This window comes from Nocardia mangyaensis, from assembly GCF_001886715.1.
In the GTDB taxonomy this organism is placed as follows: domain Bacteria; phylum Actinomycetota; class Actinomycetes; order Mycobacteriales; family Mycobacteriaceae; genus Nocardia; species Nocardia mangyaensis.
In genome coordinates this window covers 2,002,847-2,023,555 of the sequence record NZ_CP018082.1, presented here as the reverse complement: position 1 = coordinate 2,023,555, position 20,709 = coordinate 2,002,847, and the positions used below count along the sequence as shown (strand labels likewise).

The 20,709-nt window shown below is 71.4% G+C and carries 18 protein-coding genes; 7 read left to right on the top strand and 11 right to left on the bottom strand.

What is annotated here, in order from left to right:
* Positions 1 to 45: 45 nt before the first annotated feature.
* The 9 genes from mraY to BOX37_RS09120 all read right to left on the bottom strand — a co-directional run bounded on the left by mraY (position 46) and on the right by BOX37_RS09120 (position 10,300).
* Positions 46 to 1,122, bottom strand: coding sequence for a phospho-N-acetylmuramoyl-pentapeptide-transferase (gene mraY / locus BOX37_RS09160; protein WP_071927273.1), 1,077 nt, complete (start codon positions 1,120 to 1,122; stop codon positions 46 to 48).
* The gene (locus BOX37_RS09155; RefSeq protein ID WP_071927272.1) at positions 1,119 to 2,612 is read right to left on the bottom strand and encodes a UDP-N-acetylmuramoyl-tripeptide--D-alanyl-D-alanine ligase; all 1,494 of its coding nucleotides are present in this window, start codon (positions 2,610 to 2,612) and stop codon (positions 1,119 to 1,121) included. The genes mraY and BOX37_RS09155 overlap by 4 nt, the downstream gene beginning before the upstream one ends.
* The gene (locus tag BOX37_RS09150) at positions 2,609 to 4,150 is read right to left on the bottom strand and encodes a UDP-N-acetylmuramoyl-L-alanyl-D-glutamate--2,6-diaminopimelate ligase (protein WP_084760754.1); all 1,542 of its coding nucleotides are present in this window, start codon (positions 4,148 to 4,150) and stop codon (positions 2,609 to 2,611) included. The genes BOX37_RS09155 and BOX37_RS09150 overlap by 4 nt, the downstream gene beginning before the upstream one ends.
* Positions 4,151 to 4,304: 154 nt before the next feature.
* Positions 4,305 to 6,188 carry a peptidoglycan D,D-transpeptidase FtsI family protein gene (locus BOX37_RS09145; protein ID WP_071927270.1) on the bottom strand — a complete coding sequence of 628 codons (1,884 nt, stop codon included), beginning with the start codon at positions 6,186 to 6,188 and terminating at the stop codon, positions 4,305 to 4,307.
* A complete protein-coding gene (gene ftsL / locus BOX37_RS35200; RefSeq protein WP_240505281.1) occupies positions 6,185 to 7,210 on the bottom strand; it encodes a cell division protein FtsL in 1,026 nt (341 codons plus the stop codon). The genes BOX37_RS09145 and ftsL overlap by 4 nt, the downstream gene beginning before the upstream one ends.
* Positions 7,207 to 8,205 carry a 16S rRNA (cytosine(1402)-N(4))-methyltransferase RsmH gene (gene rsmH, locus BOX37_RS09135; protein WP_071927268.1) on the bottom strand — a complete coding sequence of 333 codons (999 nt, stop codon included), beginning with the start codon at positions 8,203 to 8,205 and terminating at the stop codon, positions 7,207 to 7,209. Before rsmH ends, ftsL begins: the two co-directional genes overlap by 4 nt.
* A 219-nt stretch (positions 8,206 to 8,424) precedes the next feature.
* Positions 8,425 to 8,856 carry a division/cell wall cluster transcriptional repressor MraZ gene (gene mraZ, locus BOX37_RS09130; RefSeq protein ID WP_071931316.1) on the bottom strand — a complete coding sequence of 144 codons (432 nt, stop codon included), beginning with the start codon at positions 8,854 to 8,856 and terminating at the stop codon, positions 8,425 to 8,427.
* Between the two features lie 431 nt (positions 8,857 to 9,287).
* On the bottom strand, positions 9,288 to 9,725 hold the full coding sequence (locus BOX37_RS09125) for a DUF3040 domain-containing protein (RefSeq protein ID WP_071927267.1): 438 nt from the start codon (positions 9,723 to 9,725) through the stop codon (positions 9,288 to 9,290).
* Positions 9,726 to 9,850: 125 nt separating this feature from the next.
* Entirely contained in the window at positions 9,851 to 10,300 is a 450-nt protein-coding gene (locus BOX37_RS09120; protein ID WP_071927266.1) for an SAV_6107 family HEPN domain-containing protein, read from the bottom strand.
* 116 nt (positions 10,301 to 10,416) lie between these two features.
* On the opposite strand from BOX37_RS09120, the gene BOX37_RS09115 reads away from it, so the two are divergent.
* From BOX37_RS09115 to BOX37_RS09095, 5 genes are all read left to right on the top strand, one after another.
* Positions 10,417 to 11,049 carry a GNAT family N-acetyltransferase gene (locus BOX37_RS09115; RefSeq protein WP_071927265.1) on the top strand — a complete coding sequence of 211 codons (633 nt, stop codon included), beginning with the start codon at positions 10,417 to 10,419 and terminating at the stop codon, positions 11,047 to 11,049.
* Positions 11,046 to 12,623 carry a phytoene desaturase family protein gene (locus BOX37_RS09110; protein WP_071927264.1) on the top strand — a complete coding sequence of 526 codons (1,578 nt, stop codon included), beginning with the start codon at positions 11,046 to 11,048 and terminating at the stop codon, positions 12,621 to 12,623. Before BOX37_RS09115 ends, BOX37_RS09110 begins: the two co-directional genes overlap by 4 nt.
* Before the next feature lie 175 nt (positions 12,624 to 12,798).
* Positions 12,799 to 13,617 carry a carotenoid biosynthesis protein gene (locus tag BOX37_RS09105; protein WP_206045792.1) on the top strand — a complete coding sequence of 273 codons (819 nt, stop codon included), beginning with the start codon at positions 12,799 to 12,801 and terminating at the stop codon, positions 13,615 to 13,617.
* Positions 13,618 to 13,722: 105 nt separating this feature from the next.
* Positions 13,723 to 14,469, top strand: coding sequence for an LppM family (lipo)protein (locus tag BOX37_RS09100; protein WP_084760750.1), 747 nt, complete (start codon positions 13,723 to 13,725; stop codon positions 14,467 to 14,469).
* A 1-nt stretch (position 14,470) separates the two neighbouring features.
* Positions 14,471 to 15,643, top strand: a complete 1,173-nt coding sequence (locus BOX37_RS09095; RefSeq protein WP_071927262.1) for a glycosyltransferase family 2 protein — start codon at positions 14,471 to 14,473, stop codon at positions 15,641 to 15,643.
* Between the two features lie 134 nt (positions 15,644 to 15,777).
* Here the strand turns inward: BOX37_RS09095 and BOX37_RS09090 are convergent, their stop codons facing one another.
* Together BOX37_RS09090 and BOX37_RS09085 are read right to left on the bottom strand one after the other, a co-directional pair.
* Positions 15,778 to 16,497, bottom strand: coding sequence for a hypothetical protein (locus BOX37_RS09090; protein ID WP_240505280.1), 720 nt, complete (start codon positions 16,495 to 16,497; stop codon positions 15,778 to 15,780).
* Between the two features lie 191 nt (positions 16,498 to 16,688).
* Positions 16,689 to 17,630: a methylenetetrahydrofolate reductase gene (locus BOX37_RS09085; RefSeq protein WP_156910715.1), complete on the bottom strand. Its 942-nt coding sequence runs from the start codon at positions 17,628 to 17,630 to the stop codon at positions 16,689 to 16,691.
* Between the two features lie 263 nt (positions 17,631 to 17,893).
* Here BOX37_RS09085 and BOX37_RS09080 point away from each other — a divergent pair, with 263 nt between their 5' ends.
* A complete protein-coding gene (locus BOX37_RS09080; RefSeq protein ID WP_071931312.1) occupies positions 17,894 to 19,048 on the top strand; it encodes a polyprenyl synthetase family protein in 1,155 nt (384 codons plus the stop codon).
* A gap of 7 nt (positions 19,049 to 19,055) precedes the next feature.
* A complete protein-coding gene (crtI, locus tag BOX37_RS09075; RefSeq protein WP_071927261.1) occupies positions 19,056 to 20,684 on the top strand; it encodes a phytoene desaturase family protein in 1,629 nt (542 codons plus the stop codon).
* Positions 20,685 to 20,709 lie beyond the last annotated feature (25 nt).

Sequence of the window (20,709 nt, the reverse complement as noted above, 5' to 3'; positions counted from 1 at the left end):
CCGGGGAGCGCAGTGCGCGGGGTGAGTGTTCGACCATGTCCGTCCTCACCCGACCTGGGAAAGATATTCGCTGTAGAACAAGCCGAGACCCACGGCGGCGGCGATGCCGGCCAGGATCCAGAACCTGATGATCACCGTCGTCTCGGCCCACTTGCTCAATTCGAAGTGATGATGGAACGGCGCCATCTTGAACAACCGGTTGCGGGTGGTGCGGAAGACCACGACCTGCAGCACCACCGACGCCGCCTCGGCGACGAACAGCGCGCCGATGACGACCATCAGCAGCTCGGTGCGGGTGGTGATGGACAGTCCGGCGAGCAGACCGCCCAATGCCAGCGAGCCGGTGTCGCCCATGAAGATCTTGGCGGGCGCCGCGTTCCACCACAGGAAGCCGATGCAGGCAGCTGCCGCCGCCGCGCAGACCAGCGCAAGGTCGAGCGGGTCGCGCACGTTGTAGCACCCGGCCTCGGGGTTCACGGCGCAGGCGTTGCGGTACTGCCAGAAGGTGATGATCACGTACGCGCCGAGCACCATGCTCATCGAACCGGCGGCGAGGCCGTCGAGGCCGTCGGTCAGGTTGACCGCGTTCGACCAGGCGGCCACGAGGACGCACACCATGATGACGAACACGATCGCGCCCATCGAGAACATCGACCAGTCGCGCACATAGGAGATGTGCTTGCTGCCGGGCGTCAAGCCATCGGTGTTGCGGAACTGCAGCACCAGGACGGCGAAGATCACCGCTGCCGCCGTCTGACCGATGTACTTACCCGCCGCCGAGAGGCCGAGGTTGCGCTGCTTGCGCAATTTGATGAAATCGTCGAGGAATCCGACGACGCCGAGCGCGGTGGTCAGTCCGAGTACCAGCAGGCCCGAAGCCGACGGGCCCTCGGCGTCGTAGCCGATGCCGATCAGGTGCGAGCCGAGGTAACCGGCCCACATGCCGATCAGGATGGCGACGCCACCCATGGTCGGCGTGCCGCGCTTGGCCTGGTGACTGGCCGGGCCGTCGACCCGGATCTCCTGGCCGAAGCCCTGTTTGGCGAACACGCGGATCAGCAACGGCGTCAACAGGATCGACACCGCCAGCGCGATCCCCGCCGCGAACAAGATCTGCCTCATCGAGCTGTGCTACCTTCCCCTGCCCTGGTCAGGTGCTCGGCGACGGCCCACAGGCCCACCGCCTTCGACGCCTTGACCAGCACCACATCGCCTGCGGCGATCTCGTCGTCCAGCAGCGCGATCGCCGCGTCGATATCGGGTACGAGGATCGACTCCTCGCCCCATGAGCCTTCCATCACCGCGCCCTGGTGCATGCCCCGGGACGGGCGTCCGGTGCCGACCACGATCAACCGGTCGACGTCGAGGCGTACCGCCAGCCGTCCGATCGCGTCGTGTTCGATCACCGATTCCGCGCCGAGTTCGCCCATCTCGCCGAGCACGGCCCAGCTGCGTCGGGGTTCTTCGCCCGCCTTGGCCAGGGTGACCAGCGCTTTGAGCGCCGCGCGCACCGAATCGGGATTGGCGTTGTAGGAGTCGTTGATGACGGTGACACCCGCGGCGGTGGTGCGCACGTCCATCCGGCGCACCGAGGCCGCGGTGGCCCCGGCCAGCGCCAGGGCGACGGTCGCGAGGTCGGCGCCGCACTCGAGCGCGACGGCGGCCGCCGACAGCGCGTTGCCGACCTGGTGTTCGCCGTGCACGGCCAGCCGCACCGGTACGGACTCCCCGCCGGCGTGCAGGGTGAACCGGGCGCGGGCCTGGTCGTCGGTCTGGACGTCGGTGGCGCGCACATCGGCGTCACCGGAGCGGCCGACCAGCACGACGCGGGCCTTGGTCCGCGAGGCCATGGCCGCGACATTGGGATCGTCGGCGTTGAGCACGGCGAGACCCTCGGCGGGCAGCGCTTCGACCAGCTCGCCCTTGGCGGCGGCGATGGCCTCGCGGCTGCCGAACTCGCCGAGATGGGCGGTGCCGACATTGAGCACCACGCCGATGCGCGGCGGCGCGATCCGGGCCAGCGCGGCGATGTGGCCGGGTCCGCGGGCGGACAGTTCCAGGGCGAGGAACTTGGTGTCGAGGCCCGCGCGCAGGGCGGTCCACGGGTGGCCGAGTTCGTTGTTGAACGAGCCGGGCGGCGCGACCACCGGGCCCAGCGGGGCGAGGACCGCCGCGAGCAGGTCCTTGGTCGAGGTCTTGCCGGAGGACCCGGTGACGCCGACGACGGTCAGGCCGGTGCGCTGGGCCAGCCGCTCGGTGCTCACCCGCGCCAGCTCGGCCAGTGCGGCCAGCACCGCGGCACCGGAACCGTCGGCGTCGTTGCTCAGTGCCACCGAACTCGCCGGAACCGAACCGCGTTCGGGGGCGACGACGATGGCGGGTACGCCGACCGGGCGGGCCGCGAGTACGGCGACCGCTCCGGCGGCGACCGCGGTCGCCGCGTAGTCGTGTCCGTCGGAATGGGCGCCGGGCAGCGCGAGGAACAGATCGCCGGAACCGATTCGGCGCGAATCGAATTCCACCGAACCGGTCACCAGCGCCTGGGGGTCGGGCACGTCGTGCAGCTCGCCGCCGACGACGTCCGCGATCTCCCGCAGTGTCATCTCGATCATGAAACCGTCAAGTCCTCCGAGTCCGTCTGCGCGGTGGGTCGTGCCCGCAGGGCTTCCAGTGCCGCGGCGACCGCCGCGCGGTCGTCGAAGGGGTACTTGACGCCCTGGATCTCCTGGCCCACCTCGTGGCCCTTGCCCGCGATGAGCACCACGTCACCCGGCCGCGCCCAGGCGAGCGCGTCGGCGATGGCGAAGGCCCGGTCGCCGACCTCGCGGATCTCGCCGCGGTCGGTGGCCGGGACTTCGCGCGCACCGGCGAGCACGGCGGCCCTGATGGCGGCCGGTTCCTCGGTGCGCGGGTTGTCGTCGGTGACGATCACCAGGTCCGAGCCCTGCACCGCCGCCGCGCCCATCAGCGGTCGCTTGCCCGAGTCGCGGTCACCGCCCGCACCGAGAACCACGGCCAACCTGCCGTGTCCGGCCTCGGTGAGGTGCCCGCGCAGGGTTGCCACGACCGATTCGATCGCGGCGGGCTTGTGCGCGTAGTCGACGAGCACCAGGAAATCCTGACCGCATTCGACCCGCTCCATCCGGCCTGGCACATCGACGGTGGCCAGCGCGGGCGCGACGACCTCGGCGTCGACACCGGCCGCCGCGCAGGTCGCCACCGCGAGCAGCGCGTTGGCCACGTTGTAGCGGCCGGGCAGCCGTAGCCGCACGGTCAGCTCGCCGTCGGGCCCGGCAGCGGTGAACTCCTGCTGGGCGCCCACCGTGTGCACCGGGCCGGCGACCTGCCAGGTGGCGGCGCCGACGGTGGAGACGGTGATCGGCGCGGCCAGGTCACCGGCCAGTCGGGTGCCCCACTCGTCGTCGACGCAGACGACCGCGGTGCGCGCGGCGACCGGTGAATCGGCGGCGAACAGTTTTCGTTTGGCGCCGAAGTAGTCCTCGAAGTCGGCGTGGAAGTCCAGGTGATCCTGCGAGAGATTGGTGAACGCGCCGACCGCGAAACGCACGCCGTCGACCCGGCCGAGGGCGAGCGCGTGGCTGGAGACCTCCATCACGACCGCCTGCACGCCCTGCTCGACCATCGCGGCGAACATCGCGTGCAGCTGCGGGGCCTCGGGCGTGGTGAGCGCGCTGGGCACCCGCTGCCCGGCGATACGGGTCTCGATGGTGCCGATCAGTCCGGTGGCCAGACCGGCCGCGACCAGACCCGCCTCCACCAGGTAGGAGGTGGTGGTCTTGCCCGCGGTGCCGGTGATGCCGATGATCCGCAACCGGTCGCTGGGGTGGCCGTAGATCTCGGCCGAGAGCTCACCGAGCACGGCGCGCGGGTGCTCGCGGACCAGCACGGGCACCGCGACCTCCCCGATCAGCTCGGCGCCCGCGGCATCGGTGAACACCGCCACCGCGCCCGCGGCGATCGCGTCGGCGGCGAAGCGGGCACCGTGGGCGGACGCGCCGGGCAGCGCGGCGAACAGGTCACCGGGCAGCACCGCGTTCGAGCGCTGCTCGATCCCGGTGACGACCACCTGGGTGGGCGCGGCGGTCACGACCGTGGCGCCGGTGAGGTCCAGCAGGGCCTGCAGCGGCATCGACGGCGGCGTGGTCGGCCGGAGCGCGTGCGGGCTGGACTGCGCGGGCACAGGGCTCCTCTCTGAGAGTGATCGAGCGCGTGGGCGAGACGAGGAGTCAGGTTACCGACGCGCGGTGTCGGATGGGCAACGCGGGTTGTGCCAAGGCGAACTGTTAGAGCCCGGCCTCCAGGACGAGCGGTCGCGACTCCGGGGAGGGTGGCACGCGGTCGCGCTGCAGGGCCCAGGAGGCGATGCTGTGGAACAGGGGCGCGGCCGAGCCGCCGCCGGTGCCGTCGGAGCTGCGGACTGGCGCGTCGAGCATCATGCCGATCACGTAGCGGGGGTTGTCGGCGGGGGCCAACCCGGCGAAGGTGATGTAGAACGACGAGGTCGAATAGCACCGGCAGGCGGGGTCGACCTTCTGCGCGGTGCCGGTCTTGCCCGCCACCTGGTAGCCCTCGATCGCGGCGGGCGCGCCGGTGCCCATCTGGACCCCCATCGGATCGCGCTGCACGGTCGCCTGGAACACGGTGCGCAGGGTCTCGGCGGTCTGCGGGCTCACCACCCGCACACCGTCGGGTTGCAGTTCCTCGGTGCGGGTGCCGTCAGGGGCGATCCTGGCCTTGACGATGCGCGGCGGAATGCGCAGGCCGTCGTTGGCGATGGCCTGGTACATCCCGGTCATCTGCAGCGTCGTCATCGAAAGGCCCTGGCCGATGGGCAGGTTGGCGAAGGTACCGCCGGACCACTGGTCGCGGGCGGGCACCTGGCCCGGGCTCTCGCCGGGCAGGCCGATGCCGGTGCGCTGGCCGAGGCCGAACCGGTCGACCATGTCGGCGAAGCGGTCCTCGCCCACCCGCTGGGCGAGCATGAGAGTGCCGACGTTGGAGGACTTTCCGAAGATGCCGGTGGTCGTGTACGGCGCGACGTCGTGGGCCCAGGCGTCGTTGACGGTGACCCCCGACATCCGGATCGAGCCGGGGACCTGCAACACCTCGTCGGGGTGGGTCAGCCCGTATTCGATCGCGGCCGCCGCGGTCACGATCTTGTTCACCGAGCCGGGTTCGAAGGGCTCGGAGACCGCGGGGTTGCTCATGTTCGCCGAAGCCCAGTGCTGGGGTCCCAGTGCGGGATTGAAGGTGTTGTCGTTGGCCATGGCCAGCACCTGGCCGGTCTTGGCGTCGAGCACGACCGCCGAGGCCGAGGACGCGCCGGAGAGCTGCTTGGCCTGCTGCACCTGCTGCTGCACGTAGTACTGCAGGTCCTCGTCGAGGGTCAGCTCCACGCCGTAGCCGTTCACCGCGGGCTGCTGGTCGCGGTGGCTGCCCGGGATCACCGCGCCGTCGGAGCCGCGGTCGTAGGTGCGCGAACCGTCGGTGCCGGCCAGCACCGAGTCCAGTGCCGATTCCAGGCCGATCTGGCCGTGCCCGTCCCAGCCGGTCGCGCCGACCACATTGGCCGCCAGTGAGCCGCCGGGATACTCGCGCAGGTCCTGGCGTTCGGCGCCGACCTCGGGGTACTTGGTGACGATCTCCGAGGCCACCCGCGGATCGACGTTGCGGGCGAGGTAGGTGAAGGTCTTGTCACTGCGCAGCTTGTCGAGCAGCTCCGCTTCCTCGGGCGCCTCCGGCCCGAGCTTGTCGTGCACGAACTTCGCGATGTCCTCGAGCCGCTGCTCGGGATCGGGCGCGCTCGACTTGGCTTCCTTGGCGTCGGCCAGCTGCTGACGCACCCGAACCGGCTGGAAGGTCAGGGCTCGGGCGGTGATGGTGAAGGCGAGCCGGTTGCCGTGCCGGTCGGTGATCGGACCGCGCACGGCGGCCTCGGTCTCCTTGTACATGCGCTGGGAGGCGGCCTGCGCCGAGAGCGTCGGCGCGGCCAGGCTCTGGATGTAGAGCAGCTGCAGCGCAACCACGGCGAGGGTGGCCAGCATGGTGACCCGGCCGACGCCCAGGCGCAGCCGGATCGGCCGGTCCGGCGAGAGCGAACCCGATCGACGGGCCCTCGATGACACCGGCCCGCGTCGCTGCTGCGACGCGGGCCCGCTCTTCCTCATCGGAGTTCGCCCTCCGGATCGACGATGTGCGGTTGCTCGCTCGGTGGTGCGGCGCCGGGAGCGGGCCGTCCCGGCGCGACACCCGGTGCGGGTGGTGGTGTATCGACCGGCTCGGGCGCCGTCACCGGGGCGAGGGCAGGGCCATCGGTTGATGCGGGCGTGAAGGCGCCGTCGGCCGCCGGGGCGCCGACCTCGACCCGGTCGGGCACTGTCGCCGGGACGAGCGGTGCCGGGGTCACCTCACCTTCGACCGGCGCCTCGCCCGGTGTCTGTGCACCCTGCGGAGCCGGGGTGCCCGCCTCGGCCGGGGCCAATGGCTCGGGCTGCGGCGCCGCCGCAGGCTGCGGCGAAACACCGGGCACCGGTGGCTGATTCGCACCACCGCCCGGCGCGGCGAGCACATCCGCCGGGGTGCCGCTCGGGGCGGCCGGACTCGCGATCGGCGCGCCCGGCTGCACCGGCACGACTCGTTCGCCCTGGGCCTGCTGGTGTCCCGGCCCCGGGCCGCTGGGTGTGGTGGTCGGCGGGCCGTTGAGTGGTGGCACCGGTGCGCCCTGGGCGGGCATCGGGGTACCGATGACGGTGACCTGGCCGTCGGGGCCGATGACCAGCCGCGCCGGGTCGGTCGCCGGGATCATGCCGAGTTCGCGAGCGCGCGCGGCCAGTTCGGGTGCCGAGTCGGCGGCGGCGACTTCACGCTGCAGCGCGGCCCGCTCGTCGGCGAGCTTGCGGTTGACCGCTCTGGCATCCCCGAGCAGGTAGCTGTCCTCGGCGGCGCGGGTGGTCAGCAGCAGGGTCAGGGCGAGGCCGCAGCCGAGCAGACCGATGATGGCGGTGACGAACGGGATCCGCCCGGCCATCGTCGAGGCCCGCTCGGGCAGCTCGATGCCGTCGAGCAGCTGCTGCCTGGTGCGCTTGCGCGCGTAGGCCCGCTGGGCGGCACCGGACTTCACCCGTTCGGCTGCCTCCACGCGACGGGCCGTACGCCCCGGCACGGCGACAGTGCTCGTCCGCACGCTCATCGTGTCCCCTCCTGTGTCCTCCCTGGCCTCTCCGCGATCCGCTCGGCCGCGCGCATGCGCACCGGCGCCGAGCGCGGGTTGGCCTCGATCTCGGACTCGGTCGCCTTCTCCGCGCCCCGGGTCAGCATCCGGAATTCCGGTCCCATGCCGGGCAATTCGACCGGCAGTTCCATCGGTGAGCGGGACACGATCCGTGGCGCGAACTCCTGCTTGACCAGCCGATCCTCCAGCGACTGGTACGACATCACGCAGATCCGGCCGCCGAGGCGCACCGCGTCCAGCGCGGCGGGCAGCGCGGCGCGCAGCGAGTCGAGCTCGCCGTTGACCTCCACCCGCAACGCCTGGAAGGTGCGCTTGGCCGGATGTCCACCGGTGCGCCGCGCCGCGGCCGGGATGCTCGCGTAGAGCACCTCGACCAGCTCGGCGCTGGTGCTGAACGGGCGAACGGCACGCCTGCGCAACACCTCCGAGGCGATCTTGCCCGCGAACCGTTCGTCGCCATAGGTTTTCAGCACCCTGGCCAGGTCGCCGTGGCTGTAGGTGTTGAGCACATCGGCGGCGGTGGGTCCGGTGGTGGGGTCCATCCGCATGTCCAGGGGGGCGTCGACGGAGTAGGCGAAGCCACGCTCGGCCTCGTCGAGCTGCATCGACGACACCCCGAGGTCCATCAGAATCGCCGAGACGGAGCCGGTTTCGGCCAGACCGGCCTCGGCGAGCGCGTCCGCGATCCCGTCATAGCGGGTGTGGACCAGGGTGATCCGGTCGGCATAGGGCGCCAGGCGCTCGCCGGCCAGTTTCAGCGCGGTGGTGTCACGATCGAGACCGACCAGCCGCGCCTGCGGATAGGTGCGCAGGAAATGTTCGGCGTGCCCGCCCAAGCCGAGGGTCGCGTCGAGATAGACCGCACCCGGCTCGCTCAGCGCGGGGCCGAGCAGTTCGTCGGCGCGCTCGAGCAGGACCGGCACATGACGGGGGTTCTCGGTGTCATGGTTCACCTGGACCTCCCGGGATACTGCCTCGCGTCGCAGACGGATCGCCGTGCCACACAGTGCTTTGGAATGAGATTGCGGTCCGAAAGAAGCTGTTCCACCGCCCTTGCGGTGGAACCGGCGAATGCGTCGAGGTCTCTGACCGAGGCGCGGCACCTGGCGTCGGGGAAGTACGTCAGGGTCCACGCCCGGGCAGAGGCCTCGCAGCACTCGCGTGCTCCGGGCTCAGAAGATCCCGCCCAGCGACTCGTCTCTGGCTTGCGCGTAGTCCTCCTCGTGCTCGGCGAGGTAGGACTCCCACGCCTGCTTGTCCCATATCTCGAGGAAGTCGACCGACCCGATCACCACGCAATCCCGCGTGAGATCGGCATACCGCCGATGGTCCGGCGACAGCGTGATCCGGCCCTGTGCGTCCGGACGTTGTTCGTCGGTGCCCGCCGCCAGCGCTCGGACGAAAGCCCTTGCCTGCGGGTTGCTTCGGGACGCCGCCGCGGCTCGCCGCGCGAGCGCGGTGAACTCGTCTTTGGGATACACGGCCAGGCTGTGGTCTTGGCCCTTTGTGACCATCAACCCTCCCGCCAGATCGTCTCGAAACTTCGCAGGCAACGTCAGTCGCCCTTTGTCATCCAGGCGGGGGGTGTAGGTACCGAGAAACATCCCGGCCACCTCCCTACTGGATCACCTCGCCATACGGCCTCTCCTGTAGTGCGCGACCCACATTACCCCACTTTCCCCCACTTTCAATCGAAACCCTGGGTGATCCTGCTCCCCGGCAACACAATTCCGCAGGTCACCCCAGCTATCACCGAGATTCGGGGTTATCGCGTGTTCGGACGACCCGCGCGGGTCGGCAACCCCTGGTTCCGACAACGTTCAGCAAACATCCCAGGTGCGGCCGATGCCGGCCCCGGCCGAGTGGGGCCGAGGACGCGGCGCGGGGGCGGCGTGGGGAATGGTGGAGAAGGTGGGGGAACTGCCCTGACCTCCGACTCGGACCGGCGTCAGCTACCCGGACACGACGAAGGCGGCGCCGCACCGTTGGGGTGCGGCGCCGCCTGTTCTGCCGTGATGTTCCGGCTACGGGCGAGCTATTCCTGCTCGAACCGTCGGCGGAACCGGTCCTCCATCCGCTCGGAGAAGCCGCCGGACTTGCGCTGGCGACCACCTCGTCCGGTCGAACCTCCCGACGGCGACGGGCCCTTGCCCGCCGCAGGAGGGGTCTCGTCCGAGTCCGCGGGCGCGGCTCGGCGCGAACTACCGATCATCAACAGGACACCCGCACCGAACATGGCGATGAATCCGACGAGGCTGATGATGGGGAAACCGCCCGGCTTGAACGGGGCGGCGATGCCTGCGACGAGAAGACACAGGCCGATGGCGAACAATGCCGCGGCCTGAAATCTCCGTCGACTCGACGTGGAGCGAAGACGTCCGCCACGGACGGACGAGGCGAACTTCGGATCCTCAGCATAGAGAGCGCTCTCGATCTGTTCGAGCATGCGCTGCTCGTGCTCGGAGAGTGGCACGGTACCTCCCCCGGCACTAGGCGTGGCTGGTCGCCTCCGGGTAGGCGACGGGTAGCCGACCTTGGCGGCTATCTGCTCCCCATGATACGAGTTCGATCGAAGCCGTACCACCCACTCGGTGATAACTAAGCAGTCATGTCCCGGTCGCGACTCGGCTGCGGGCGTGTCTTGGCCGCGGCGACCAGCGCATCGTCGACGTCGTAGAGGAACGCGCCCACCCGCGAGCAGAACTCGTCGGCATGTGTGTCGGTGATCGCACGGTCCAATCCGGCCTCCAGCGCGGCCCGAAGTTGGGAGTGCGCCTCGAAGTAGTCCGCCCACATCGCGAACTCCGGCGAGGCGCGCCGCAGCAGCACCCACGCGCTACGCGAGCGGGCCCGCGGCGCCCGATCGGCGCCGGTGAGCGCGATCATCGCGCCCGCGCCGCGCAGGGCGGCGAGGTAGGCGGTGCGGAACCGCTCGCCGGGTTCGTGTTCCCAGGCCGAGTCGGTGAGCAGGGCGTCGGCCTGGCGTAGCAGGCCACCCGCGCGACCGTCGTGCGCCGCGTGCTCCCGACCATCATTGCGACCAGTCATCTGCTGCCCCTTTCGCCCCTCGCACAGATCGAACAAGCATTCGAACGTTTGAATTGAGTTTCAATATAGGGACACCCACCGACAACTTCCGCGCCCGCGCGCCACCGACGAGAGCCATGACAGCCGTCAAGCCCAATCACACTCCCGCCCCCGCCGTCGTCGACCTCAGCGTCGCCGACCTGCGCGCGCGCCTACACGACGCCCTGTCGGTCTATGTCGCCGCCATGGACTATCCGCGCGGCACCGAGCACCATCGCGCGCCGATGTGGACCGAGCACACCACCCGGGCCGGGTGGCGCGCGGTGGCGGCCGTCCTGCCCGACGACTCCGGCGCGGTCGACCTGCGGACCGCCCCGATCGTGGCGATCGCCTACGGCTATCACGGCACCCCCCGCCAGTGGTGGCATCAGCAGGTGCACACCGGGATGCGCCGGTGCGGCTGGCCCGACGCCGCCGCCCGCGACCTGCTCGCCGACTACTTCGAGCTCACCGAGCTGCACGTCCACCCCGCGGCGCAGGGCCGCGGGATCGGCGCGACACTGCTGCAGCGGTTGCTGGCCGACCGTCCCGAGGCGGCCGTGCTGCTGTCCACCCCCGAAGTGCCCGAGGAGGCCAATCGGGCCTGGCGGCTGTACCGGCGGGCCGGATTCACCGATGTGATCCGCAATTTCGTGTTCGCGGGCGACACCCGGCCGTTCGCCATCCTGGGGCGGCGACTGCCGATGCCGACGCGTGGCAGCCGAGCATGAGGACCCCGGGCACCACGATCGTCGTCGGGTCGGGGCACAACGCGCTGGTCGCGGCCTGTTACCTGGCGCGGGCCGGTCGGCGGGTGCAGGTGCTCGAACGCGATGAGGTGCCCGGCGGGGCGGTGTCGACGGTGGCGCGGTTCCCCGGCCATCTGGTCGATCGCGGTTCCTCGGCGCACATCATGATCCGGCACACCGGGATCATCGAGGAGCTCGAGCTCGCGCGTTTCGGGTTGCGCTATCTCGACTGCGACCCCTGGGGTTTCACGCCGTCCGACGGTGCGCGCCCGCCGATCGTGTTCCATCGCGATCTCGACCTGACCTGTGCCTCGATCGCGGCGGCCTGCGGCGACCGCGATGCCGCGGCGTACCGGCGTTTCGTCGCGGTGTGGGGTGCGCGCAGCGCACGGGTGATGCGTTCGTTCGGTGGTCCGCCGACGCCAGGGCGGCTGTTGCGCTCGTTCTGGGGGCTGGACGCGCGCGACGGCGGCAGTGCGCTGTCGCGGGAGTTCCTGCAGTCCGGGGACGCTCTGCTCGACACCTGGTTCGACGACGAACGCCTCAAGGCCTCGCTGGCCTGGTTCGGCGCGCAGTCGGGTCCGCCGATGTCGGAACCGGGGACCGCGCCGATGGCCGGGTTCGCCGCGCTCATGCACACGCTGCCACCCGGCCGGGCCATGGGGGGAAGTGGGGCGCTGTGCGCGGCGCTGATCGCCCGGCTGCGCGCCGACGGCGGTGAGCTGCACACCGGGGACGCCGTGACGGTGCTGCGGCGCTCCGGTGACGGCTGGCAGGTGCGCACGGCCGCAGGGCGGAATCTGCACGCCGACACCGTGATCGCGGGCGCCCACATCCTGGCCACCTTCGACCTGTTGCGCGCGGGCGGCTTCGACGAGTCCGTCCTCGACGACTGGCAGCGCCGTGTCCGGGTGGGCCCCGGCATCGGCATGGTGGTGCGTCTGGCGACCGACCGGTTACCGGAGTACCCCGGCGTCTCCCCCACCGAATCCGCCCGCGGCCTGCAGTTCCTGGTGTCGGACCGTGCTCAGCTGCGTCAGGCCCACGGCGCGGCCCTGGCCGGTGCGCTCCCGCCGCGACCGGTGGTGTTGGCGATGAGCTTCAGCGCACTGGACCCGAGCATCGCCCCACCCGGCGAGCACCAGCTGTCACTGTGGGCGCAGTGGCATCCCTACGAACTCGCCGACGGCGGCGACTGGGCCGCGCACGCCGAGACCGAAGCGGACCGGATCATCGCCGAAGTCGAGCGATACGCGCCCGGATTCACCGACTCCATCCGCGAGCGCTTCGTTCAGACACCCGTCGACCTGGAAAGCGAGATGGGCCTGCGGGGCGGCAATGTGATGCACGTCGAGATGTCCCTCGACCAGATGATGCTGTGGCGCCCGCTGCCCGAACTGTCCGGCCAACGAGTCCCCGGCGCCCCCGGCCTGTACCTCACCGGTGCCTCCACCCACCCCGGCGGCGGAGTCTCCGGCGCGAGTGGGCGCAGCGCGGCCCGCCTGCTCCTCGGCGATCAGCGCACCCGTCGATTCTCCCTGCCCCGCAAACGATGACTTCCGGCGCGAACCTCCACACCGGCAGGACCGGGCAGACGCATCAGCGGCACCGGGCGGCGCTCGCAGTCGGTTTCGCCGGGCGGCGCGGGGCCTGCGGGCGTGGCCGCACGCCGGGCAGACCGATCAGGGGGCATCGGTGATCCGCGCTCGCCGACGGCGCCCCGATACGGCCGTGGGACGGATACGGGCGTGGTCACGGAGCGAGCCGTGGCGGGTAGTGCCCGCGGGCGCGGCGATCCTGTTGGTCCTCGTGCAGATCGCCTATCCGCTCAGCGGAGGGGACGCGCGAGACCGGATCACTGTCGCGGTGGTGGTGTTGTCGGCGGCGACGGCGCTGCTCCATGCGTGGACCACTCGTGGAGGGGGCTGGGCCCTCGGGTTCTTCGCGGTGGTGTCCGGGGTCGGGCTGGGCGCCGAGATGGTGGGGACCGCCACGGGATTTCCGTTCGGGGCCTATACCTACGCGGTGGATCGGCTCGGGCCCGCGGTCGCCGAGGTTCCGCTGGTGATCCCGTTGGCCTGGACCGGTGGGTTGTATCCGATCTGGGTCGTCGCGGGACTGCTGACGGGTTCCCCGGTCGGGCGGGCGGGGCTGCTGGTCGTCGGCGCGGTGGGCTGGGACCTCTTCCTCGATCCGCAGATGGTCGCCGACGGGCAGTGGACCTGGGCGGTCACCGACGCCGGACTGCCCGGCCTGCCCCAGATCCCGTACACGAACTACCTCGGCTGGGCCCTGGTCGCCGCTGTGATGGCGCTGCTGCTGACCGTACTCGACCGGGTCCTCGCCCCCGCCCACGATCGAACAGTGGCCGTGCCGGTCGCCGTCTTCGGGTGGACCTGGCTCGGCTCCACCCTCGCCCACGCGGTCTTCCTCGGCCTTCCCGCCTCCGCCGCTTGGGGTTTCACCGGACTCGGCCTCCTCGGCATCCCCCTTCTCCTGCGGGCACGTCGGCGCGCGACACGAGCGGATGACCCGAGATCACGCGGGTGAATCGCCTGTTCGACGTGGGTCGCTGTGCGCAGGTGGGCCCGTCGGGTGGGTTCTCGGGCCGGGGCCTGGCACGATGTCAACGTGCAGCCGAGTCCCGTCGCCGACATGCCCTGTCCCTCCTCGCGTCGCCGCGCGCCCGGGCGGCGGGTCGCGGCCGTCGTCGTGGTGTTGGCGCTGCTGGTTCCCGCGCTGACCGGGTGTCTGCGGGTACAGGTATCGATGGGCGTGTCGTCCAACGATCGGGTGTCGGGGCGGATCGTGGCCGCCGTGGTGCCGACCGGTCCCGAGGACAAGGGCCCACAACTGACGGCGCCCGGCCAGCTGGCGGCCAAGGTGCGGATCGAGGAGTACAACCAGGACGGCTACCTGGGCACCCAGGTGTTCTTCGACGATCTGTCCTTCGGTGAGGTCGGCCAGCTCGGCAGCCTGTCGGACCAGACCCAGGGCATGTTCACCCTCGAGTTCCAGCGTTCGGGCGATCTGGTGAGCCTGACCGGGCGCGTCGACCTGGAGTCGGTGCCGCCCAACGGGTCCGACGTGCAGTTCTCCATCGCGTTCCCGGCCCGCGTCGCCACCACCAACGGCACCCGCGAGGGTGACAACACCGTGCTGTGGAAGCTGCCCGCCGGAGAGACCTCGACCCTGCGCGCCCAGGTCAAGTACGCCGACCCGAACACCCGCTCGTTCGCGGGCTGGGCGGGCATCGTCGGCGGGATCACCCTGGCGGTGGCCGCACTGGTCGCCGGTATGGCCTTCCGAGACCGCAATCCCGGTCCGCCGAACGCGCCGCGCGGCGGGTTCTCCCCCTCGGAGATGTGGCGCGAGATCACCAGTCGCAGGCTGGGCCGCTGACATGCGTGCGGCCGGGCGCTACCTGACCTGGGCGGGCACCGGTCTGGCCGCGCTCGGCGCGGCCACCGCCGCCTACAACCTGGCCACCCTGCGCACCCTGCCGCGTCAGGTGTCCGGCGTGATCGAACCGGTCACCGTGTGCGTCCCCGCCCGCGACGAAGCCGACCGGCTGCCCGACCTCATCGCCGACCTGCGCGCCCAGACCGGGGTGCCGCGCCTGCGTGTGCTGATCCTCGACGACGCCTCCACCGACGGCACCTACGAGGCCGCCCTGGCCGCGATCGGCGGCGACGACCGCTTCACCGTGCTGCGCTCGGCCGCCCACCCGGCCCCCGGCTGGACCGGCAAGGCCGCGGCCTGTGCCCGACTGGCCGCCCGAACCGACGACGCGGCACTGGTTTTCATCGATGCCGATGTGCGGCTGACCCCGCAGGCGGTCGCCGCGGCCGTCACCGAACTGCGCAAACGCGAGGCCGGGATGGTGTCAGCGTGGCCGGTGCAGGTGACGGGCTCGGTCACCGAATCCCTGGTCCAACCGCTGCTGGCCTGGTCGTGGGCCTCGACCCTGCCGCTGGGCCCGGCCAATCACAGCCTGCGCCCGTCCACCGCGGTGGCGTGTGGGCAGTTCCTCGCCGTCGACGCCGAGGCCTACCGCGCCGCCGGTGGGCACGGCGCGGTCGCGGCCAGCGCCACCGAGGATCTCGACCTGGCCAGGGCCGTACGCCGGGCCGGTCACCGCACCGCGCTGGTCACCGCGAGTCACGCGGCCCGCACCCGGATGTACACCGGTGCCACGGAACTCACCGACGGCTACACCCGCTGGCTGTGGTCGGCTTATGGCGGCCGCCTCGACACCGGCGCGGCCGTCGGCCTGTTCGTCGCCCTCGCCTACTGGATTCCCCCACTGGCCGCGGTGCTCGGTCGCGGGCGCACCCGCCGCGCCGGTCTGCTCGGCTACCTCGCGGCTGTCACCAGCCGACTGCTCGCCCGCGCCACCGAGACCCGCCACCGGCCGACCCACGCCGACCTCGCCTCGGCCCTGGCCCACCCCGTCGGCGTCGGCCACTACCTCGCCCTCTGGGCACGCTCCCACCACCGCTACCGCACGGGCCGGCTCCGCTGGAAGCAACGCCCCCTGGTCACCCCCGACCGCCGCAGCGCCAAACACGCCTGACTCGCGCATTCGCCGTAGCGGGGTGCCCGTACTCCCCCACGCTCGACCGGATCATCGATCACCCGGCACCGGTGGCGGCGCTTCTCGGCCGATGCTCACCTGAACCCGGTGATCACCTGACCGACTCGCGGGAGTCAGGGGACCTCGGTGATGCCGATGGTCGGGAAGAAGAAGCAGGAGCGGCCCGCGTTGTCGGCGGTGCCGAAGACGGCGGCGAGGACGGTGCCGCGACCGGTGTCGACGGGAACCGCGCGGACACCGCCGACCGGGATGGCGGCGAAGAGGAAGTCGCGGATGGCGGCCTCGGCGAGCGGGCGCAGTTCCACGGGGACCTCGGGCGGGACCATGGCGCCGACGATGTCGGCGATCGGGCCCATCGAGGCCATCCCGCCGCGGCCGCTGCTGAGGTTGAGCCAGGCCACCTGCATACCCGCCGTCTCGGTGGCGGGGGTGTCGGGCGCGAGTCCGTAGGGCAGGAAGGTGAACAGGGTCTGCCCTGATTTCACCGCGGTGAGGTCGAGACCGGCGATCGGCAGGGTGTTGGTCGGCCACGGACCGGGCACCGCGCCCGCGACGGCGGGGACGATGCCGAGTCCGTCACCGGAGCAGTTCAGCGCGGCTGTGGGGTACAGGAACGGCTCGATGCCCAGCGCCTTCAGCGTCTCGACCACGGTGTGGTAGGCGGCGAGCAGGTCGCCGGGCCCGGCGGTGGGGGTGGCCGGCGAGTCCCTGGTGACAGCGGGTGTCGTCGCCGCGGCGGCGGGCTCCGCGGCGGCGGGCGGCACGGCCAGCACCAGCGCGGCGGCGCAGGCCGTCAGCGAGGTCAGTGCGGTGGAACGACGCGACACGATCACGGCGCAACTCCTCATCATCGACACTCAGAAGGCCGACGGTACTCCGGGGATTCGCGGATCCGGGCGATGAACACGGCGTGGCGGGCCGACATGTTCGGCCCGCTCGACCGCGTCTCACCCGGAGTGACCGCACAGGGAAAGCCTCGACGCGGACGTCACCGAATCCGGTGGCCGAAGCGACCGCGATCTGATTACGCGCTGATGGGGGCGGCGGTGACGCCGTAACCGAGGTTGGTGAGGACTTCGCTGGTGGCCTTGGCGAAGTTGAGGGTGATGAAGTGCAGGCAGGGAGCGCCCTCGTCGATGAGGCGCTGGGCCATCTCGGTGGCGATCTGGATGCCTTCGGCACGGACTGCCGCGCGGTCTTCTTCCGGGGCGGTGCCCGCGGCCTTCTCCAGCCGGGTCATCACCGATTTCGGCAGGGTGCGCCCGCAGAGTTCCTCGGCGCGCTGGACGGTGCGCAGGGAGGTGATGGGCATGAGTTCGGGGATGATCGGCTTGGCGCCCTCGATCGGGTCCATGGCGACGACGCGATCCCGCAGGCGCAGGTAGTGCTCGACGTCGAAGAACATCTGGGTGATCGAATACTCCGCGCCCGCACGCAGTTTCGCGGCGAGGTGGAGGGTGTCGTGGTCGAGGTCGGGTGAGCGGTGGTGGCCCTGGGGGAACGAGGCCACGCCGACGTGGAAATCGCCGAGGTCGCGGACGATGCGGACCAGTTCCTCGGCGTATTCGACGCCGCTGGGGTGCTTGTGCCACTCGCCGAGGGGGTCGCCCGGCGGGTCGCCGCGCAGGACCAGCAGGTTACGGATCCCGGAGTCGGCGTAGGAGCCGACCAGGGAACGCAGTTCGGCGATGCTGTGGCCGACCGCGGTGAGGTGGGCGACCGGGAGCAAGGTGGTCTCGGTGGCGAGTTCGCCGGTGATCCGGACGGTGCGGTCGCTGGTGGATCCGCCCGCACCGTAGGTCATCGAGACGAAGGCGGGATGCATCCGTTCGAACTGGCGCACCGCGCGCCACAATCTGGCCTCGCCGGCCGCGTCGCGGGGCGGATTGAATTCGACCGAGAACGGCACGCCACTGCCGGAATGGGTGCGCAGACTCTGCACCACCGACGGGGTGCGCGAGACGATCTGCCGGGCCGAGGCGGGGCGATCAGGGGTCGAGCGTCCCCGTCCGTTGTCGAAATCCACCGGTCCAGTGTAGTGGTGCACTCGAACACCCTGACGCCGCCTTCCTGCGGAGCACCGGCCGTCGACGCCACGGATGTGGGGTCGGTCGCACCGGCCACGTGCGGAGACTTCGCCGGCGACCGGCCCGCGTATCCTGCGACGGAAGGCCGGTGACCGCACCGCCGAGTGCGACCGGTGCACCCCGTTCGTCCACTTCGCCCACCCTGGAGGCCGCCCTGTCCGCCGGAATCGGTACCCCACTGTCGCGGCCCCGCATCGGGCCACCGGCCTCGGTCGAGGTCACCACGCTCACCCCCGGCACCCCGGCCTTCGCCGGCGCCGTGGAGGGCGTGCTCGCCGCGTTCTTCGCCACGCGCCGTGAGATCGTGGACCCGCTCGGGCCGGTGTTCATCGACGCGGCCGAGGCGCTCGAGCAGTTCGTCCTGCGCGGGGGGAAGCGGACCAGGCCGGGATTCGCGTGGACCGGCTGGGTGGGCGCCGGTGGCGATCCGGCCGGACCCGACGCGGCGGCCGTGCTCACCGCCTGTTCGGCGCTCGAACTCGTGCAGGCCTGCGCGCTGGTGCACGACGACATCATCGATTCCTCGCGGACCCGGCGCGGGTTCCCGACCGTGCACGTCGACTTCGAGGATCGCCACGGCGCGGCGGGCTGGCCCGGTGACGGTGCCGCCTACGGGTCGGCGGTCGCCATCCTGATCGGCGATCTGGCGCTGGCCTGGGCCGACGACCTGGTCAACGAGGCCGGACTCGCGCCCGACGCGCACGCCAGGTTCGCGCGGGTGTGGGCGCGGATGCGCACCGAGGTGCTCGGCGGTCAGCTGCTCGACATCAACGGAGAGGCCGGGGGTGACGAATCGGTCGAGGCGGCCCTGCGGATCAACCGGTACAAAACCGCCGCCTACACGATCGAACGCCCGCTGCATCTGGGCGCGGCGCTGGCCGGCGCCGACGACGCGCTGGTGGCGGCCCTGCGGACCTACGGCACCGACGTGGGTATCGCCTTCCAGCTCCGCGACGACCTGCTCGGCGTATTCGGCGACCCGGCCGTCACCGGCAAGCCCTCCGGCGACGACCTGCGCGAGGGCAAGCGCACCGTGCTGATCGCCGAGGCCCTGCGCCGGGCCGACCCGGCGGCGGCCGAGGCGCTGCGCACCGGACTCGGCACCGAGCTCGACGACGAGGCCGTCGACCGGCTGCGCGCGCTGCTCACCGACCTCGGCGCGGTGGCCGAGGTGGAGCGGCGGATCACCGAGCTCACCGACACCGGCCTCGCCGCGGTCGCCACGAGCACCGCCACGCCGGTCGCCAAACAGCTGTTGCAGGCCATGGCCTTGGCCGCTACCCGTCGAGCTGCCTGAGGACATCATGAGAAGTGTTGTGGGACAGACGAACCATGTCGTCGTGATCGGGGCCGGGCTCGCCGGACTCGCGGCCGCGCTGCATCTGCGCGGCGCGGGTCGCGAGGTGACCGTGCTCGAACGCGCCGATCATCCCGGCGGCCGGGTGGGTCGCTACCGGTTCGACGACTACGACATCGACAGCGGCGCCACGGTGCTCACGATGCCGGAACTGATCGATGAGGCGCTCGCCGCCGTCGGCCGGACCCGCGACGACGTCTCGCTGCGCATCCACCGCCTCGCGCCCGCCTATCACGCGCGCTTCGCCGACGGCTCCGACATCCGCGTCTTCGACGACGCCGACACCATGGCCGCCGAGGTCGACCGGGCCTGCGGACCGGCCGAGGCTCGCGGCTATCGGCGGCTGCGTGACTGGCTCGACCGGATCTACGCGGCCGAGTTCGACGACTTCATGGACGCCAATTTCGATTCACCGCTCGACATGGTGCGCACCCGGCGCTCGCGCACCGCGCTGACCGCGCTGGCCCGGCTCGGCGGGTTCGGCAGGCTCGGGCCGCGCGTCCGGTCCTATGTGGGCGACGAGCGGCTGACCAGGCTTTTCACCTTCCAGGCCCTGTACGCGGGGATGGCGCCGGACCGGGCGCTGGCGCTCTACGGCGCGATCCCGAACATGGACACCTGCCAGGGCGTCTATTTCCCCGAGGGGGGAATGCGGGCGATCACCACCGCGCTGGCGGAGGCGTTCACGGCGGCCGGCGGACAGCTCGTGCTCGGCGCCGAGGTCGACCGGATCGTCTATTCGCGCGGAGTCCAGCGCACGCCTGACCGCACCGACGCGAACCCGAGCCGCGAGGCCGATGCCAGGGTGCGCGGCCGGCGTGCGGAAGCGGTCCGCACCACCGACGGGCGCGACTTCCCGTGCGATGCCGTGGTCCTCACCGCCGACCTGGGTTCGCTCCCCCGGTTCGGCCTGCGCGCACGGCGCGGGCTGCGAGCCTCACCGTCGGCTGTCGTCGCGCACGGCACCATCCCCGCCGCGATCGCCGCACGGTGGCCCGTGCAGGCGCATCACACCATCGATTTCGGGGCAGCCTGGGCGCAGACCTTCGCCGAGATCGCCGCGCGGCCGGGTCGCGGGCGTTTGATGAGCGACCCGTCGCTGCTGCTGACCCGGCCCGCGCTCACCGACCCCGGCCAGTTCGTCGACCGGGCGCAGGGCCGCTTCGAACCGTTCTCGGTACTCGCACCGTGCCCCAATCTGACCGCCGCCCCACTCGACTGGGACCGACTCGGACCGGCTTACCTCAACGAGCTGCTCACCGTGCTCGAGCAGCGCGGATACACCGGAATCACTGAGCACTTCACGGTCGATCACCTCGACACACCGGCCACCTGGGCCGCCCAGGGCATGATCGCGGGCACACCGTTCTCGGTGGCGCATCTGTTCCGGCAGACCGGGCCGTTCCGGTCACGCAATCTGCCAAGGGGCATGGACAACGTCGTTCTCGCAGGTTGCGGCACGACTCCGGGGGTGGGTGTGCCCACCACGCTGCTGTCGGGCAAGCTGGCGGCTGCGCGAATCACCGGCGACCGGACGCGCAGCCGGACCGACCACCGGGTTAGTGTTCCAACGTGAAGCCGTAAACTGACGGCCGACTTAT